Annotated in this window: 16 protein-coding genes and 1 tRNA gene; 9 read left to right on the top strand and 8 right to left on the bottom strand. The window is 71.0% G+C overall.

Going from position 1 to position 16,526, the window contains the following annotated elements; all coding sequences use genetic code 11:
• Nucleotides 1-53: 53 nt before the first annotated feature.
• Nucleotides 54-776 (bottom strand): SDR family NAD(P)-dependent oxidoreductase, encoded by a 723-nt coding sequence (locus tag BMZ92_RS22805; RefSeq protein WP_177228827.1) that lies wholly within the window; start codon nucleotides 774-776, stop codon nucleotides 54-56.
• Between the two features lie 25 nt (nucleotides 777-801).
• On the opposite strand from BMZ92_RS22805, the gene BMZ92_RS22800 reads away from it, so the two are divergent.
• Nucleotides 802-1,335, top strand: a complete 534-nt coding sequence (locus tag BMZ92_RS22800) for a MarR family winged helix-turn-helix transcriptional regulator (RefSeq protein ID WP_091511203.1) — start codon at nucleotides 802-804, stop codon at nucleotides 1,333-1,335.
• Here the strand turns inward: BMZ92_RS22800 and BMZ92_RS22795 are convergent.
• Nucleotides 1,332-1,925 (bottom strand): TetR/AcrR family transcriptional regulator, encoded by a 594-nt coding sequence (locus BMZ92_RS22795; protein ID WP_091511103.1) that lies wholly within the window; start codon nucleotides 1,923-1,925, stop codon nucleotides 1,332-1,334. The two genes, BMZ92_RS22800 and BMZ92_RS22795, sit on opposite strands and share 4 nt — an antisense overlap.
• 95 nt (nucleotides 1,926-2,020) lie before the next feature.
• A complete protein-coding gene (locus BMZ92_RS22790) occupies nucleotides 2,021-2,959 on the bottom strand; it encodes an acyl-CoA desaturase (RefSeq protein WP_091511101.1) in 939 nt (312 codons plus the stop codon).
• Between the two features lie 164 nt (nucleotides 2,960-3,123).
• Between BMZ92_RS22790 and BMZ92_RS22785 the strand changes: the two genes are divergently transcribed.
• From BMZ92_RS22785 to BMZ92_RS22765, 5 genes are all read left to right on the top strand, one after another.
• A tRNA-Gln gene (locus BMZ92_RS22785) sits at nucleotides 3,124-3,195 on the top strand.
• Nucleotides 3,196-3,280: 85 nt separating this feature from the next.
• Entirely contained in the window at nucleotides 3,281-4,963 is a 1,683-nt protein-coding gene (locus BMZ92_RS22780) for a GGDEF domain-containing protein (RefSeq protein ID WP_091511099.1), read from the top strand.
• A gap of 61 nt (nucleotides 4,964-5,024) precedes the next feature.
• Complete coding sequence (gene glmU, locus BMZ92_RS22775) at nucleotides 5,025-6,497, top strand: bifunctional UDP-N-acetylglucosamine diphosphorylase/glucosamine-1-phosphate N-acetyltransferase GlmU (RefSeq protein ID WP_091511096.1); 1,473 nt, start codon at nucleotides 5,025-5,027, stop codon at nucleotides 6,495-6,497.
• The gene (locus tag BMZ92_RS22770) at nucleotides 6,494-7,474 is read left to right on the top strand and encodes a ribose-phosphate diphosphokinase (RefSeq protein ID WP_091511093.1); all 981 of its coding nucleotides are present in this window, start codon (nucleotides 6,494-6,496) and stop codon (nucleotides 7,472-7,474) included. The genes glmU and BMZ92_RS22770 overlap by 4 nt, the downstream gene beginning before the upstream one ends.
• Before the next feature lie 48 nt (nucleotides 7,475-7,522).
• The gene (locus BMZ92_RS22765) at nucleotides 7,523-8,326 is read left to right on the top strand and encodes a TIGR03621 family F420-dependent LLM class oxidoreductase (RefSeq protein WP_091511090.1); all 804 of its coding nucleotides are present in this window, start codon (nucleotides 7,523-7,525) and stop codon (nucleotides 8,324-8,326) included.
• Here BMZ92_RS22765 and BMZ92_RS22760 read toward each other — a convergent pair.
• Nucleotides 8,292-9,317 carry a hypothetical protein gene (locus tag BMZ92_RS22760; RefSeq protein WP_091511088.1) on the bottom strand — a complete coding sequence of 342 codons (1,026 nt, stop codon included), beginning with the start codon at nucleotides 9,315-9,317 and terminating at the stop codon, nucleotides 8,292-8,294. The genes BMZ92_RS22765 and BMZ92_RS22760 overlap by 35 nt on opposite strands.
• 251 nt (nucleotides 9,318-9,568) lie before the next feature.
• Between BMZ92_RS22760 and BMZ92_RS22755 the strand changes: the two genes are divergently transcribed.
• The 3 genes from BMZ92_RS22755 to BMZ92_RS22745 all read left to right on the top strand — a co-directional run bounded on the left by BMZ92_RS22755 (nucleotide 9,569) and on the right by BMZ92_RS22745 (nucleotide 11,251).
• On the top strand, nucleotides 9,569-10,165 hold the full coding sequence (locus tag BMZ92_RS22755) for a 50S ribosomal protein L25/general stress protein Ctc (protein ID WP_091511200.1): 597 nt from the start codon (nucleotides 9,569-9,571) through the stop codon (nucleotides 10,163-10,165).
• Nucleotides 10,162-10,758: an aminoacyl-tRNA hydrolase gene (pth, locus tag BMZ92_RS22750; protein ID WP_091511086.1), complete on the top strand. Its 597-nt coding sequence runs from the start codon at nucleotides 10,162-10,164 to the stop codon at nucleotides 10,756-10,758. Before BMZ92_RS22755 ends, pth begins: the two co-directional genes overlap by 4 nt.
• A gap of 136 nt (nucleotides 10,759-10,894) precedes the next feature.
• The gene (locus BMZ92_RS22745) at nucleotides 10,895-11,251 is read left to right on the top strand and encodes a DivIVA domain-containing protein (protein ID WP_091511084.1); all 357 of its coding nucleotides are present in this window, start codon (nucleotides 10,895-10,897) and stop codon (nucleotides 11,249-11,251) included.
• Nucleotides 11,252-12,231: 980 nt separating this feature from the next.
• Here the strand turns inward: BMZ92_RS22745 and BMZ92_RS22740 are convergent.
• The 4 genes from BMZ92_RS22740 to BMZ92_RS22725 form a co-directional block, all read right to left on the bottom strand.
• On the bottom strand, nucleotides 12,232-13,920 hold the full coding sequence (locus BMZ92_RS22740) for a fatty acyl-AMP ligase (protein ID WP_091511082.1): 1,689 nt from the start codon (nucleotides 13,918-13,920) through the stop codon (nucleotides 12,232-12,234).
• Between the two features lie 84 nt (nucleotides 13,921-14,004).
• Nucleotides 14,005-15,093: an NAD(P)/FAD-dependent oxidoreductase gene (locus BMZ92_RS22735; protein WP_091511079.1), complete on the bottom strand. Its 1,089-nt coding sequence runs from the start codon at nucleotides 15,091-15,093 to the stop codon at nucleotides 14,005-14,007.
• Between the two features lie 109 nt (nucleotides 15,094-15,202).
• On the bottom strand, nucleotides 15,203-15,670 hold the full coding sequence (locus tag BMZ92_RS22730; protein ID WP_091511076.1) for a MarR family winged helix-turn-helix transcriptional regulator: 468 nt from the start codon (nucleotides 15,668-15,670) through the stop codon (nucleotides 15,203-15,205).
• A gap of 4 nt (nucleotides 15,671-15,674) precedes the next feature.
• Nucleotides 15,675-16,526 carry a sigma-70 family RNA polymerase sigma factor gene (locus BMZ92_RS22725; protein WP_091511075.1) on the bottom strand — a complete coding sequence of 284 codons (852 nt, stop codon included), beginning with the start codon at nucleotides 16,524-16,526 and terminating at the stop codon, nucleotides 15,675-15,677.

Below are 16,526 nucleotides of genomic sequence, written 5' to 3'. Positions count from 1 at the left end.
CGCAAGCCGCCCCAGGGCGATGACAAGCCGGCCCCCGAAGGAGCCCGAGCGGCCTAACGCCCGAGGTGGGCCCCGCCGTTGAGGTGCAGCACCTGCCCGGTCAGGTGTCCCGCGCCGGGGCTCGCCAGGTAACCCACCAGCTCGGCGACGTCGTCCGGCTTGCCCGCCCGCTTCGTCCGGGTGTGCGCGATCAGCGTGCGCCGCCGCTCCTCGGTGAGCGTGCCCTGGAAGAACTCCGTGTCCTCGATCAGCCCCGGCGCGACGACGTTCGCCGTGATGCCGCGCCGCCCCAGCTCGCGCGAAATGCCCGCGGTCCACGACTCGATCGCCGCCTTGGCCGCGCCGTACGAGCCCGAACCGTTGCTCGCCGCGATGGAGCCGATGCTCACGATCCGCGCCCCGTCGGAAAACCGCGGCGTGAGCGCGGTCGTCACCAGCACGGCGGACAGCACGTTCGCCGCGAAGTTGTCCCGCCAGCTTTCCGCCACCGCGGCCAGATCGCCGATTTCCCGGTGCCAGTCGGTGTTCCCGCCCGCGTTGTTCACCAGCACGTCGACGCGTTCCGGCAGTTCGGGCAGCGCGGCCGTCACCGCGGCGGGGTCGCTCGCGTCGAACGGCACGTACCGCGCCCCGAGCAGGGACGCGGCTTCGAGCAGCACCTGCTCGCGCCTGCCGGTGATCGTGACCCGCTCGCCCGCCTTCGCGAACCACGACGCCACGGCGAAACCGATTCCGGTCCCGCCCCCGGTCACCACGACTTCCCTCGCCACAAGCAGATCCTTTACTGTTAAAGTACCTCGCGTGGCCGACGATACCGAGCAGCCGGAAATCCCGTCAAGCGACGGGGCGGACGCCATCCAGCAGGCGTGGGCCCGGGAACGCCCCAGCACGCCGGTCGGCTCGATCGGGGTCATCACGCGGATCTGGTGGATCGCCAAACTGCTCACCGACGACCGGCGCGCCACGATGCTGCGCCTGGACATGGACGCCGGCACGCTCGACCTGCTGTCCACGCTCCGCCGCGCGGGCCCGCCCTACCGATTGCCGCCGAGCGAGCTGGCGCGCCGCACACTCGTCAGCCCTGGCGCGGTTTCGCAGCGCGTGGCCCGCTGCGAGCGGGACGGGCTGGTGCGACGGCTCCGCTCCCCCGAGGACGGACGCGGCGTGCTGGTGGAACTCACCGAAGCGGGGCACGCGGAGATCGAACGCACGGTGGACGACCTGCTGACCCACGAGGAAGGCCTGCTGTCGGCGCTGACCCCGGAACAGCGCGACCAACTGGCGGGGTTGCTGAAGATCCTGCTGGCGGACCTGAACCGCCGCGCGGGGAACTAGTACAGCCGCAGCTTCGGCTTGTGCTCCAAATGCGACAACCCGTTCCACGCGAGGTTCACGAGGTGCGCGGCCACCTCGTCACGCTTGGGCTTGCGGGCGTCGAGCCACCACTGGCCCGTCAGCGCGACCATGCCCACGAGCGCCTGCGCGTACAGCGCCGACAGCTTCTCGTCGTAGCCGCGGGCGGCGAACTGCTGGCCGAGGATGTGCTCGACCTGGCTCGCGATGTCGTTGAGCAGCGTGGAAAAAGTGCCCGTCGAACTCGCGACGGGCGAGTCGCGCACGAGGATGCGAAAGCCGTCGTGCGAATCCTCGACGTAACCCAGCAGCGCGCTCGCCGCCTGTTCCAGCATCGCCCTCGGATGCCCACCGTGCAAAGTGGACACCATGCGGTCGAGCAGCAGCTGGGTCTCCCGGTCGACGACGACGGCGTAGATGCCTTCCTTGCCACCGAAGTGCTCGTACACCACGGGCTTGGAGACGTTGGCGCGGTGCGCGATCTCCTCGATGGAGGTGCCGTCGAAACCCTTTTCCGCGAACAGGGCGCGGGCGACGTTGAGCAGTTGCTGCCGCCGCTCCGCGCCCGTCATGCGGACACGGACGACCGGCTCCGGAGGCCGGGCGCCCGTGACAGCGTCCTTCTTGCGTCGTCTTCCCGCCACTGGGGCAGGCTACTAATAGGTGGTTATTCGGCGGCCAGGCGGGCGAGCCTCGTCGGGGTCGGCCAGCGCACGTCGTGCACCCAGCCGAACTTCTCGAACAGCCAGATCAGCCGCGCGGAGATGTCGATCTGCCCGCGCTTCACGCCGTGCCGCGCGGAGGTCGGGTCCGCGTGGTGCAGGTTGTGCCACGACTCGCCGAAGGACAGGATCGCCAGCGGCCAGAAGTTCGCCGACTTGTCCCGCGCCGCGAAGGGCCGCTCACCGATCATGTGGCAGACCGAGTTCACCGACCACGTCACGTGGTGCAGCACGCACACGCGCACGAGCCCGGCCCAGAAGAACGCCGTCACGCCGCCCCACAGCGACCACGTCACGAGGCCGCCGATGAGGCCCGGCACGACGAGCGTGAGCAGGGTCCACAGCCAGAAGTAGTCGTCGACCTTCTTGATCGCCGGGTCCTTGAGCAGGTCCGGCGCGAAGCGCTCGGCGTTGCTCTGGTCGCGCTCGAACAGCCAGCCCATGTGCGCGTGCCAGAAACCCTTGGCGATCGCGACCGGCGACGTGCCGAACGCCCACGGTGAGTGCGGGTCCCCGTCGCGGTCGGAGAACGCGTGGTGCCGCCGGTGGTCGGCGACCCAGGTGATGACCGGCCCCTGCACGGCGAGGCTGCCCGCGATGGCGAGCGCGACGCGCAGCCAGCGCTTCGCCTTGAACGAGCCGTGCGTGAAGTACCGGTGGTAGGACACGGTGATGCCGAGACCGCTGATGCAGTAGAAGACCACGAAGAGCGCGACGTCCACCCAGCTCAACCCCCACCCCCAGGCGAAGGGGACCGCGGCCAGCAACGCGACCAGCGGGAGGATCACTCCGAGGTACACCGAGAACTGGACGCCGAAGGGGCGTTGTCCACTGATGACCGGTTTCGGGCCTTTGGTGGGAGTGGGCTCAAGGGTAGCCGTCATGCGCAACCACTTCTTCCTGCGAGAACGACCTGTCACAGGGTCGCCTAACCTACGTTTCCGTAAGTTACGGTACAGGAGGTTTACCCCGCTGGGGAGTGCTCAAACGGCCGCCCAACCCCTCGCCCGCGCGGGGTTTCCGGCGTCGGTATTCTGACCAGGCACGATCCGCCGTAGTGTAATTGGCAGCACTTCAGATTTTGGTTCTGACAGTTCAGGTTCGAATCCTGGCGGCGGAGCTGGAGCGTGCCCGACCCCGACGAGCGAGGGGGTGCCCCCCTGCAAGGCGAAAGCGAGACGAGCAGAAGACCGGCTCTGGCCGAAATGTCGGATGCCTGGCTGGTGGGGCGCGCCCGGGAACTGATCGCCGCGGTCCAGCACACGGACCACGAGGAGCAGCTGGACATCGTCCGCACCCTCGACGAACTGCTCGACGAGACCCAGCGCCGCGGCGAACCGGTGCTGGTCGCGCAACTGCTGCGCGCCGCCGCGCTCGCCCGCCTGGTCACGCGGGGCTACGCCGCGGAAGCCGAGCCCCTGCTCGACGAGATGCTCGCGCACACGCGCCGTCACGGGCTGTCGCTGTACCGCGCGGACGCGCACGCGCTGCGGGGCCGCAGGCTCGTGCTCGCCGCGCAGGAGGACGCCGCGCTCACCGAGATCGCCCGCGCGCTGGCGATCCTGGACGACTCCGACCGGCCGGACATGCACATGCCGCGCCGGGAATGGGCGAAGACGCAGTCGAGCGCCTTCATCGACTGCTGGCTCGTGCTGAACCAGCTCGGCGTGTACGAGGCCGCCGAGGAGGTCATCGCGAGGGCGCACCAGGCGGTCCGCGAAACGGCGGGCCCGCACGAGATCACGCTGCAGCTGATCAACCGCGTCAAGATGCTGCTCGGCTGGGGGCTGCGGCTCGAACGCGTCGACCGGCACCGCGAGGCGGCCACGAAGTTCGAGACGGCCGCGTCGATGGCGGTCGCGGTCGAGGCGCCGTTCGCCGAATCCCTGTTCCCGCGCCGGATCGGCGTGCCCGCGGTCGACCAGGTCGGCGTGCTCGCGGCCGCGCTCGCGTTCGCCGGCCCCGACCCGTCGCACGTGGACCGGTTGCAGCGGCTGCTCATCGAGCCCGGCTACCCGCACGAGCAGGTCATCGTGACCATCGCGCTCGCCCGCTGCCTCGACATCGCCGGCCGCCGGGACGACGCGCTGAAGGCGTTGCAGGCCACCAGGTCGAGCCTGGACGAGGACAACTCGCAACCCTCCATGCGGCTCAACCTGATCCGCGAGCTCGCGCGGCTGGACTTCGAGGAGAACGCGGACCGGGACAGGCTGAACTCCGTCGTCGAGTACGCCACCGTGCTGGAGATGGAGCTGTGGTCGCTGCGCGAGTCGCAGATCGCCACGCTCAACACCCGCCGCGAGCACGAGCGGTTGTCGGCCCAGCACGGCGCGATCAGCCAGCAGGCGTTGCAGGACCCGCTCACCGGCCTGCCGAACCGCCGCGCGCTGGACGAGCACCTGCGCACGCTTTCCCAGTCCACCACGGCCCAGCCGCTCGCCGTCGCGCTGATCGACCTCGATGGGTTCAAGGGCGTCAACGACGAGCATTCCCACGCGGAGGGTGACGACGTGCTCCGCGTCGTCGCGAGCACGCTGCGGGACGCGTTGCGCGGGGACGACATCGTGGCGCGCTACGGCGGGGACGAGTTCGTCGCGCTGCTGCCGGGCGCGCCGGTGTCCGCCGCGAAGCAGGCCTTGATGCGTGCGGTCAACGCGGTGTCGTCCCTGCCACACCACCTCTCACACGGGGTAACCCTGTCGGTGGGCCTCGTTTCGCTGCGCCCGCAGGAGCGGGCCGACCAGGTCCTCGCGCGCGCCGATGCCGCCATGTACCAGGCGAAACGCGGCGGCGGTGACCAGGTGGCGACGGCGAACGCGGTGCCGGGGGACGGGGCGGGGCCGTGGGCGGAGACCGACCCGCCGTCGCTTTCCGAAGAGCTTCCGTAGGATCGGAGCGGCCCGGGACTCGCGCCCCGGTGAAGCAACGCCGTCTGCAGTTGGGAGTGCCGTGACCGGCCCCTTGAGCACACTGGTCCTCGCCGCGGGCGAGGGCACCCGGATGCGTTCCGCCACCCCGAAGGTCCTGCACCCCATCGCGGGCAGACCGCTCGTCGAGCACGCGGTGCGGGCCGCGGCCGGGCTGCACCCCGAGCACCTCGTCGTCGTGGTGGGGCACGGGCGCGAAGCCGTTTCCGCGCACCTGGACCAGCTCGGCAAGGCGCTGGGGCGGCCGATCACCACGGCGGTGCAGGAGACCCAGCAGGGCACCGGGCACGCCGTGTCGTGCGCGCTGGCCACGCTGCCGGCGGAGCTGACCGGCACGGTGCTGGTGAGCTACGGCGACGTTCCGCTGCTGGACACCGAAACGCTGGCCGCGCTGCTCGCCGAGCACCGCGACGAGGGCAACGCGATCACCGTGCTGACGGCCGTCCTCGACGACCCGACCGGCTACGGCCGCATCATCCGCGACGCGGACGGGGCCGTGCGCGGCATCGTCGAGCAGCGCGACGCGACCGAGGACCAGCTGGAGATCTCCGAGATCAACTCCGGGGTGTACGCCTTCGACGCGGCGCTGCTGGCCGACGGGCTGACGCGGCTGTCCACCGACAACGCGCAGGGCGAGCTGTACCTGACCGACGTGCTCACCAATGCCTGCGCCGACGGCCGCAAGGTCGGCGCGCTCGTGGTCGACGACCCGTGGCTCACCGAGGGCGTCAACGACCGCGTGCAGCTGTCGGTGCTGGGGGCGGAGCTGAACCGCCGCATCGTGCGCCGCTGGCAGCTGTCCGGCGTGACCGTCGTCGACCCGGCGACCACGTGGCTGGACGCGGGCGTCACGCTCGCCCGCGACGTGCGGATCGAGCCGGGGGTCCAGCTGCACGGCGAAACCAGCATCGGCGAGGGCGCGGTGATCGGCCCCGACACGACGCTGACCGACGTGAAGGTCGCCGCGGGCGCGAGCGTCGTGCGCACGCACGGCTCGGAGTCGGAGATCGGGGAGCGGGCCAGCGTCGGCCCCTTCGCCTACCTGCGCCCCGGCACGGTGCTGGGCGAGTCGGGCAAGATCGGCACGTTCGTCGAGACCAAGAAGGCGAACATCGGCAAGGGCTCGAAGGTCCCGCACCTGACCTACGTCGGGGACGCCACGATCGGCGAGCACAGCAACATCGGTGCCTCCAGCGTGTTCGCCAACTACGACGGCGTCCGCAAGCACCACACCACCATCGGTTCCTACGTCCGGACGGGCTCGGACACCACGTTCGTCGCCCCGGTCGAGGTCGGTGACGGCGCCCACAGCGGGGCCGGCACCGTGATCAGGCGGAACGTCCCGCCGGGGGCGCTCGCGGTCTCCACCGGACCGCAGCGCAACATTGAAGGCTGGGTGTCCCGGCGCAGGCCGGGCACGCCCGCGGCGGAGGCGGCGGAAGCCGCGCTCGCCGCTGAAGGGAAAACGGAAACCGAGCGGGAGTCGTCAGAATGAGTCCTAAGTCCGGCACGCCGAAGAAGAACCTGATGCTCTTCTCCGGCCGCGCACACCGGGAACTCGCGGAAGAGGTCGCCGAGCACCTCAACGTGACGATCACCCCGCAGACCGCGCACACCTTCGCCAACGGCGAGCTGTTCGTGCGGTTCGAGGAGTCGGTGCGCGGTACGGACGCCTTCGTCATCCAGAGCCACACCACGCCCATCAACGAGTGGGTGATGGAGCAGCTGATCATGGTGGACGCGCTCAAGCGCGCGAGCGCCAAGCGGATCACCGTGGTCATGCCGTTCTACCCCTACGCCCGGCAGGACAAGAAGCACAAGGGCCGTGAGCCGATCTCGGCGCGGCTGATCGCGGACCTGTTCAAGACCGCGGGCGCGGACCGGATCATGACGGTCGACCTGCACACCGCGCAGATCCAGGGCTTCTTCGACGGCCCGGTGGACCACCTGTTCGCCCAGAACCTGCTGGCCGACCACATCAAGAAGACCTACGGCGACGCGGACATCGCGGTCGTCTCCCCCGACTCGGGCCGGGTGCGGCTGGCGGAGAAGTGGGCGGCGCAGCTGGGCGACCGGCCGATCGCGTTCATCCACAAGACCCGCGACCCCGACAAGCCCAACCAGGCCGTCGCCAACCGCGTCGTCGGCCAGGTCGAGGGCAAGCTGTGCGTGCTCGTCGACGACATGATCGACACCGGTGGCACGATCGTGAAGGCGTGTGACGCGCTGCTGGCCGAGGGCGCTGCGGACGTCGTCATCGCCACCACGCACGGCATCCTGTCCGACCCGGCCACCGAGCGGCTGTCGGAGTGCAAGGCGCGCGAGGTCATCGTGACGAACTCGCTGCCGATCCCCGAGGAGAAGCGGTTCCCCGGCCTGACGGTGCTGTCCATCGCGCCGATGCTGGCCGAGGCCATCCAGCAGGTGTTCGAGGACGGCTCGGTGACGAGCCTGTTCGACGGCCACGCCTGAGCCTTCCGCCCGCGGCGAACGACCGGTGCGCGCCGGTCGTTCGCCGCGTTGGTTTCCGGCACGGACTTCCGGTTCGGGATCGCACTGGGCACGGTGGACGCGGGGTTCGCGGCGAAGTGCCGCCGCGCCGAGGAGCTCGGCTACGACGTCATCTCCATCCCCGACCACCTCGGCGCGCCGGCGCCGTTCCCGTCGGTGGTCGCCGCGGCGGCCGCGACCGAGCGCATGCGGGTCGGGACGTTCGTGCTCAACGTGCCGTTCTACAACCCGGCGCTGCTGGCGCGTGACATCCAGTCCACCAGCACGCTGACCGGCGGCCGGTTCGAGCTCGGCGTGGGCGCGGGCCACATGAAGAGCGAGTTCGACGACGCCGGGCTGCCGTGGTGGCCCTCGAAGATCCGCATCGGGTTCCTCGCGAAGACCCTCGAACAGCTGCGCGAACGCGTCCCCGACCTGCCGCCGCTGCTGATCGGCGGCCACGGCGAGGGGATGCTCTCGCTGGCCGCCCAGCACGCCGACATCGTCGGCTTCTCCGGCATCAAGCAGGTGCCGGGCAAACCGCCCGGCACGTTCGAGCAGGCGGACGCCGACGAGCTCGGGAAGCGCGTGGCGTTCGTGCGGGACAGGGCCGAGCGGGAGCAGGAGTACAACATGCTCATCCAGGGGGTCGTGCCCGAGGACCACCCCTACGCCGGCGCCCCGCAGGTCCTCACCGGCAGCCCGGAACGGATGGCGGAGGAGCTGCTCGCGCGCAGCGAGCGCTACGGCTTCACGTACTACACGGTCCTGGAGCCGTCGATGGAGGCGTTCGCGCCGGTCATCGACCTAGTGCGGCCGCGGCCTCGCGCTTGAGCTCGCCCGGGTCGACGGTCGCCACCGGTTCGGCGGTGACCATGGGCGCCGCGGCGACCTTCGCGGAACCGCCCAGCCGCGGCAGCGAGAACTTCACCGAGCACGACAGCGTCGTGCCGGTGTCGAGCGGAGCCACCAGTTCCTGACCGCAGTCCTGCTCGCCGAGCTTCGGCGAGGACACCCGCGACCTGAGCACCAGCCTGGCCGAGGCCTTCGGCGCGTTCCCCAGCAGCTTGGTGTCCACGTGCACGGTGTCGGTGCAGGAGCCGGACGCGCCGCAGTCGAGCGTGTGCCCGGTGACCGTCGTCGTGACCACCGGCCCGGCGACGAACGGCTGCCCGAGGCTGTCCACGGCGTCGTCGAACTCGCGTCGCACCGCGCCGAGACCGGCACCGGGGACGGGCCGCACGCCGATCTGCGCCGGCCCGAAGGTCTGGTCCACGGCGGGCGCCAGCAACGCGGACGCGAAGCTCACCACCCGGTACGGCGGGATCGCCGTGACCCGCAGCCCGGACAGGTCGAACACGTCGAGCCCGTCCGCGAGCGTGGTCCGCACCGGCCGCACGACGTCCGGCACCGCCGCCCGCAGCGCCCGCGCCACCGCCGGCGGGGCGAACGTCCAGCCGGGGTCGAAGCCCAGCGCCGAGCGGGCCCACCGCGTGCCGTACTCGATCGCGCGGTCGGCCGCCATGCCCTGCGCCTGCCAGTGCGCGGCGGGCGCCCGGAGGTAGAGGTCGCCCCCTGCGCGCAACGCCCGGACCTGCTGGCCCCGGATCGGCAGCACGCCGCTGACGAGCCCGTTCCCGGTCACCGTGAACGCGGCTTCCCCGCCCGGCTCGTACGTCACGGCCGTCTCGTCGGCCAGCGCCCCGAGCGCGCCGTCGACCGCCGCACGCACGTCGGGCCCGGCGCCCGACGGCGAAGCCTCGCACGCCGCCAGCGTCAGCACCGCGACGAGAGCGAGAAAGGCGGTCACGGTCCAGCGCGACATTCGGACACCCCCTGACTCAAGCTTCCTACTGGGCCCAGCGACCCACCGCAAGCCCTCGGCCGGGGGTTGCTTACACTGAACAGGTTGTCTCGGCGAGGCGGGCACTCCAGGTACCCCCAGGGCCCGACGTGATCGACGCGGCGGCTTGAGTAGAGCCACGCGCTGTGCACGTTCCGGAAAGCTCGCCGCCGCAGACACCACCCGCCTGATCCCCGTGCGACCGAGTTCCACCGTTGAAGGAGTGCAAGACCGTGTCCGAGGTACGTCTGTCCGTCGAGCCGCGCACCGAGTTCGGCAAGGGCGCCGCGCGCCGCACCCGTCGCGCCGGAAAGATCCCCGCCGTGCTGTACGGCCACGGCACCGAGCCCCGGCACCTGGCGCTGCCGGCGCTGGAGTTCGCCCGCGTCGTCCGCGAGAACGGCAGCAACGCCGTGCTCACGCTGGACGTGGAGAACAACACCGAGCTGGCGCTCACCAAGACCATCACCGTGCACCCGCTGAAGAACTACATCGAGCACGTCGACCTGCTCGTGGTCAAGCGCGGCGAGAAGGTCACCGTCGACGTGCCGGTCGTCATCACCGGCGAGCCCGCCCCCGGCGGCCTGGTCAACCAGGACGTCGACACGATCTCGGTCGAGGTCGAGGCGCTGCACATCCCCGAGCAGTTCGAGGTCTCCATCCAGGGCGCCGAGGTCGGCACCCAGATCACCGCGTCGCAGGTGACCCTGCCGTCGGGCGCCACCCTGCTGACCGACCCCGAGGCCCTGGTCGTCGCGGTCACCGAGCCGCAGGCCGAGACCGCTGACGAGGCCGGCGAGGGCGAAGGCGAAGAGGCCGCCGCGGAGTGACCACCCCCGAGCTGCCCGGGACCGGCGAGCAGGTGCTGCTCGTCGGTCTCGGCAACCCCGGGCCACGTTATGCCGGCAACCGGCACAACGTGGGTTTCATGGTGCTGGACGAGCTCGCGGCGCGGGTGGGCGGCAGGTTCAAGGCGCACAAGGGCGGCGCGGAGGTCGTCGAAGGCCGGCTGGCCGGCCGCCGCGTCGTCCTGGCGAAGCCGCGCTCGTTCATGAACCTCTCCGGCGGGCCCGTCGCGGGCACCGCCAAGTTCTACAAGCTCGAGCCGGCGGGCGTCGTCGTCGTGCACGACGAGCTGGACCTGCCGTTCGGCAGCCTGAAGCTGAAGCTCGGCGGCGGCGACAACGGGCACAACGGGCTGCGGTCGATCACCAAGTCCCTCGGGACGAAGGAGTACTACCGGGTGCGCTTCGGCATCGGGCGGCCGCCCGGCCGGATGGACCCCGCCGATTTCGTGCTGAAGGATTTCTCGACGGTCGAGCGCAAGGAGCTCCCGTTCGAGGTCGACCGCTGTGCTGACGCGGTCGAGGCGCTGATCAGCAAAGGGCTGGTCGCGGCCCAGAACACCTTCCACGCTGGGTAGCGGCTCTTCACCCACACGCGTGGGCTGGTTCTCACCATCGAGTTCATGCGCCGGTCGAACCTTCCGACCGCGGCGTGGCGCGGCTAGGACTGTGTGCGGGAAGCGTCCCGTCCTAGCTGAAGGTGGAGAACTCTTCATGTCCCTTACCGCCGAAGACGTGTACCGCGTGGAGTTCGGCAACGCGCCGATCGGCCGCCGCGGTTACGCCAAGAACGAGGTCGACGCGTTCGTCCGGCGCATCGCGAAGACCCTCGAGGACCAGGACGACCTCACCGCGGCCGAGGTGCACCACGTCATGTTCGACAAGCCGCTGCTGGGCAAGCGCGGCTACGACGAACGCGAGGTCGACGAGTTCCTGGAGCGCGCCGAGGAGACGCTCGCCGCCCGCACGGGGCAGGCGCACCCGCTGCCGAAGGCGCGGACCGGGGCGGAGGAGCCCGGGGTGCACACCCCCGCGCCGCCGCCTCAGGGGGCGGAGTTGAGCAAGTTCTGAGGTTTTGAGGAGGCGGAGCAGGGGGCGGGGCGCTGGGGCGTTCCGCCCTCTTTGCTTGTGTCTGGGGGTGGGGTTGGGCTCTCGGCTTGGGGGCTGGGTCTGGAGCTGCGGCTGGAGCTGAGTTCGGGGCCTGGGGCTGGGTCTCGGCTCGGGGGCTGGGCTGGGCTGGTTCGGTTGGGCTGGTTCGGTTGGGCTGGTTCGGTTGGGCTCGGGGCCTGGGCTGCGGCTGGAGCTGGGCTCGGCGCCTTGCGACTTGGCCTGGGCTCTGGGCCCGGGCTCGGCTGGCGTTGCGCCTGCGGCTGGGATTGTGTCTGCGGTGGGGCTGCGGCAGGAGCTGGAGCTGCGGCTGGGGCTTGGCCTGGACTCGGCTGGCGTTGCGACTGCGGCTGGGGTCGGCGCTGGTGACCGGGCGTGGCCGCCCTGCTTGGGTGCCCCACCCCCGCCCCGATCCTTGAGTGTTCACGGCCGATCGAGGCGCGTAAAGAGCGCCTTCGGCGTCCCTTCGGGATGGCTTCGCCACTCTTGACACGCCAGATCGGCCGTAAGTGCGGCTGGGGATCGGGGCGGGGGTGGGTGCGGGCGGTGGGGCTTCGGTTGGTGCCTTCGGGAAGCGTTCACCGGTGGGCGGCGGGGTTTGCCTCGCCTGTCCGCCGCAGACCGGCGACCGCACAGCCGCCGCTCACCCTCGCTCGGGCCCCAGCCCGGGTCCGGCAAGCTCAGCCGCCAGCCCTCGGGAAAGCGCTTCCCCAGCGCGGCAGCGATCGTGAGCTGCGAAAGGGCAACCCAGCCCAGTCTCCGCCGGAGTTGGAAAGCGCTTCCTCGCGCCGAAGCCCGGCCAGGCCAGGAGACCCAACCCCCGCCGCTCGGGAAAGCCCTTCCCGGCCACCTCACCAGCCCTCCGCCGCCGCGGGAAAGCGCTTCCCGGCCACCTCACCAGCCCGCCCACCGCCCCGGAAAGCGCTTCCCCGCCAGCCCTCCGCTCAGTGCCCTGCCGACTGGTGGATCCGGTCGGCGAACTGCACCGCCGTCGCGGCGCGTTTTACCTTGCCTGAGGGGGTTTTGGGCAGGCTGCCGGTCGGCAGGACGACCACCGCGTACGGGCGCAGGTCCACCGCATCGCGGACGCGCGCCGCGACCTCCTTGGCCAGCGTGCGCTCCGCCTCCGCGTCACCGGCGAGCTTCGATTCCAGCACCACCGCGAACCGCTCGCGCCTGGTGCCCGCGTCGATCCGCACCGCGACCGCGTTCCCCGCCCGCACACCGGACACCGAAGTCGCCGCGCGTTCGATGTCCGTGGGGTAGATGTTGCGGCCGCCCATGATGATGACGTCCTTCTTGCGGCCGCAGATCACGATCTGCCCGTCCACCAGGTACCCGAGATCGCCCGTCGCGAGCCAGCCGTTCTCGTCCTGCGTCGGGACCGGGCCGTCGACCGTCAGGTACCCCGGCGTCACCGCCTCGCCGCGCAGCCGGATCTCCCCGACCTCCCGCTCGCCCAGCCGCTTCCCCTCACCGTCGACGATCTCGGCTTCCAGCCCGTCCAGCGGCCTGCCGAGCACGGCGAACGACCGCACCTCGTCGGTCCCGCGGCGCGGATCGTCCTCCGGCACCGGGACCGCCCGGTTGTCCGCCTCCAGCGCGTCCGCCTCGACGTGGTCCAGCGTCAGCCCGGTGAACAGCGGCGCGAACGACACCGCGAGCGTCGCCTCGGCCATGCCGTACGCGGGGAAAACGCACTCCGGCGGCATCTTGAACCGCGCGCCCGCGTCGGTGAACGTCTTCACCGCCGTCTCGTCGATCGGCTCGGCGCCGTTCAGCGCGATGCGCAGCGTGGACAGGTCGTACGCGTCGTCCTCCTCGACCTTCGCCAGACGGCGGCCGACGATGGCGTACGCGAAGTTCGGGGCGGCGGTCGTCGTCGCGCGGTACTTGCTGATCAGCGCGGGCCAGATCAGCGGCCCCGACAGGAACTCGACCGGCGTGATCTTGATCAGCTCGACGCCGAACGTCATCGGCACGGTGAGGAACCCGACCATGCCCATGTCGTGGAACGTCGGCAGCCAGGACACCATGATGTCCTGGTCGAACACGAACTCCGCGCGGTCGACCATCGCCTTGATGTTGGTGTACAGGTTGCCGTGGGTGATCCGCACGGCCTTCGGCTCAGCCGTCGAACCGCTGGTCAGCTGCAGCAGCGCGAGATCGTCCTCGCCCACCGGCACGGGCTCGGCCAGCGGCTCGGCGTCGAGCAGGTCGGTGATCATCCGGAACGCGATGTCGTGCTCCGTCAGCACCGGCGCGAGCGCGTCGAACGGCTCACCCAGCAGCACCAGCCCGGCGCCGATCATGTTCAGCACCTTGACGGTGTCCCCGGCCCACTCGGCGAGGTCGGTGCGCGGCGTCGGCTGGTGCAGCATCGTGACGCTGCCGCCCGCGAGCCACACGCCCTGCACGGTCGGCGCGATCAACGCCGGCGCCGCCGCCAGCACCGCGACCGGCGTGCCCGGCCGCAACCCGCCCTCGACGAGCCCGCCCGTCAGGCGCTTGGCCTGCTCGTGGACCTCGGCCCACGTCCGGCGCACCGGCTCCTTGGGCTCCCCCGTGACCATCCCCCGCTGCTGACCGCCCCCGGCCGCGGTGGCGACCAGGGTGTCGACGAACCTGCTCATGGGCAAGACAGTACTGCGACGCGCAGCGTCTCGATGAGGGGTGGCGGTCGGGCGAGGGGCCGGCCGGGAGGTACGGCGAGACGGTCAACGAAGACCGAACCGCTCCCGGAAACGGGCGGTGAACAGATCCGCGCCCTTGCGCTGGGAAACCGTCTCGAACGTCGCCGGGGCGACGCCGTCTGCCGCCGGGAGCTGCCCGACACCGCCACGCGTGCCCAGTGGCAGCAGGATCATCAGTGCCGGCATCGGCCGGTGCACGGCTTCCGCTCGTTCACCCGCGAGCTGCGCCCTGATGTTCCGCACCACCACCGGGGCCTGGGTCTGCGCATACGACGCCATCTTCGGGTCGGGGAGATCAGCGAGGTCGCCCAGCGCGTAGACGTGCTCGTACCCCTGGACCTGCAAGCGTTCGGTGACCGGAACCGTGCCACTGCCGGTGAGCGCCACGAGCCTGCCGTCCGCCAGGTAGTCGCTGTTCACCCGGACCCCGAACGCGCGGAACCAGATGTCGGCCGCGAGTTCGCCACCGTCGCCGGTCGTGGCGGTGAACGGACCGAACCGCCCGGGTTCGGTCGGGGGCAGCGCGGTCAGGCCGGTGTCCAGCCGCAGTTCCACCCCGAGTTTGTCGAGCTGGTTGCACAGGTCGTCCCGGACCTCGGGCAGCAGGCGCGGGATCAACCCGCCGGTCGGATCGACGACGGTCACCTGCTTCTCCGGCCAGACCTCCTTGATCTCCCCGGCCAGCTCCACGCCGACCGCCCCGGCACCGAGGATCAGCACGCGCCCGGCGCGGGACAGCTCCCCGTGGCTCGCCCGGAGATCGGCCAGCGCGTCCGCAGTGGACGCCCGCTTCGGCCGGATCGGATAGGGGTAGCTGGAACCCGTGGCGAGCACCAGGTAGTCGCCCTCGACCCGCTCGCCGGAAGAAAGCTCCACTCCTCCCGAGTCGACGGAAACGGCTCTGTCGCGCACCACGCGCCCTCTGTCGAGCAATCCGTCGAAGGGGAAGAAGATGTTGGGCGCCCAGTCCGGCCGGGTCAGCGCCCGGAGCCCTCCGGCGACGTTGACGAACGCGTCCCGCGGGTCGACGAGGACGACCTCCGCGTCGGCGTCCAGCTCCTTGGCGACCAGGGCACCTCCGTAGCCCCCGCCGACTACCACGATCCGGCTCATTTCACCCTCCTGGAAGTTCGCACCTCGAACGATCTTAGTTCGCAGGATGAACGATATTAGTTCGTAGGTCGAACATCAAGGAGCAAGTTGGACAAAGCTGGGGCAGAGGTCAGGAACGAGGAGTCTCGGACGGCTCCATGAAGACCACCGACACCTTGTTGTCGGCCACGACCCGGCTGAGCAGCTGGGCGAGCGTGCGGCGTTCGGTCGCCGTCAACGAGATCTGGAGCTCCTCGATCCGCCGGTAGATGTCGGCGAAAAACGCCTCCGCGATCTCGCGTCCGTGCTCCGTGAGCGCGACCCGGACCGCCCGCGAATCGCCCGGGTCCCGCTCCCGCCGGACCAGGCCGGGCCTCTCCGTCCGGTCGATCAGCCCCGTGACGGTCGATTTGGCCAGCCCGAGCACCGCGCCGAGCTCACCCATCCCCATCGGCCGCGACCGCAGCACGGACAACAGCTGCCCCTGCTGCGCGGTCAGCCCGTATTCGCGGCTCGTTTCGAGGTACGCCGCGTTCACCAGGAAACCGGTCCTGGCCAGGGCGGTGACGATCCTCAGCTGACCACCTTGCGCGCCCACGCGATCAGCATATCCCCAGCCTGCCGAGCCGCTCGGCCCCGGCGAAGACGTCGATCTCCGTGATCAGCCCGTTCGTGACGGTGAAGCCCATGACCACGACCGGCTTGCCGTCGTGCATGCCGACGACCCCCGCCGCGCCGTTGACCAGCGCCGGGACCGGCGCGCCACCGGCACCCGCCCGCGAGAACAGGAGCGCCTGCCCGGCGACCTGCGCGGCGCCCCGCACCCGGCGGCCGGTGCCGTCGTCGGCACGCAGCGCCACGTCGGGGTGCAGCACCGACACCAGCGCGTCGAAGTCGCCGTTCCGCGCGGCGGCGAGGAAGGCGTTCACCACCTCGCGCTGGCGGGTCAGGTCGGCGTCCGGCTCCGGCGCGCCCCGCACCCGCCGCCGCGCACGGCTGGCGAGCTGGCGCGTCGCGGCGGGTGAGCGGTCCAGGATGCCCGCGATCTCGTCGAACGGCAGGCCGAACATGTCGTGCAGCACGAACGCGAGCCGCTCGGCGGGGTCGAGCGTGTCGAGCACGACGAGCAGCGCCAGGCCGACCGAATTCGCCAGCACCGCCTGCTGTTCCGGGCCGTCGAGCAGCTCCACGACCGGGTCCGGCAGCTCGCCGGTCAGCTCCTCGCGCCGCGACTTGCGCGAGCGGAGCAGGTCGAGGCAGACGCGGCTGGTGACGGTCGTGAGCCAGCCACCCAGGTTCTCGACACCTTCGTCACCGGCTCGCGACAACCGCAGCCAGGCCTCCTGCACCGCGTCCTCGGCCTCGGTCATCGAGCCGAGCATGCGGTACGCGACCGCGCGCAGGTGACCGCGGTGCTCCTCGAAGCGTTCGGCCAGCCAGTCCTGTTCGGTCAT

This window comes from Amycolatopsis sacchari (assembly GCF_900114035.1).
GTDB lineage: Bacteria > Actinomycetota > Actinomycetes > Mycobacteriales > Pseudonocardiaceae > Amycolatopsis_E > Amycolatopsis_E sacchari.
This window is presented reverse-complemented; position numbering and strand designations above follow the sequence as displayed.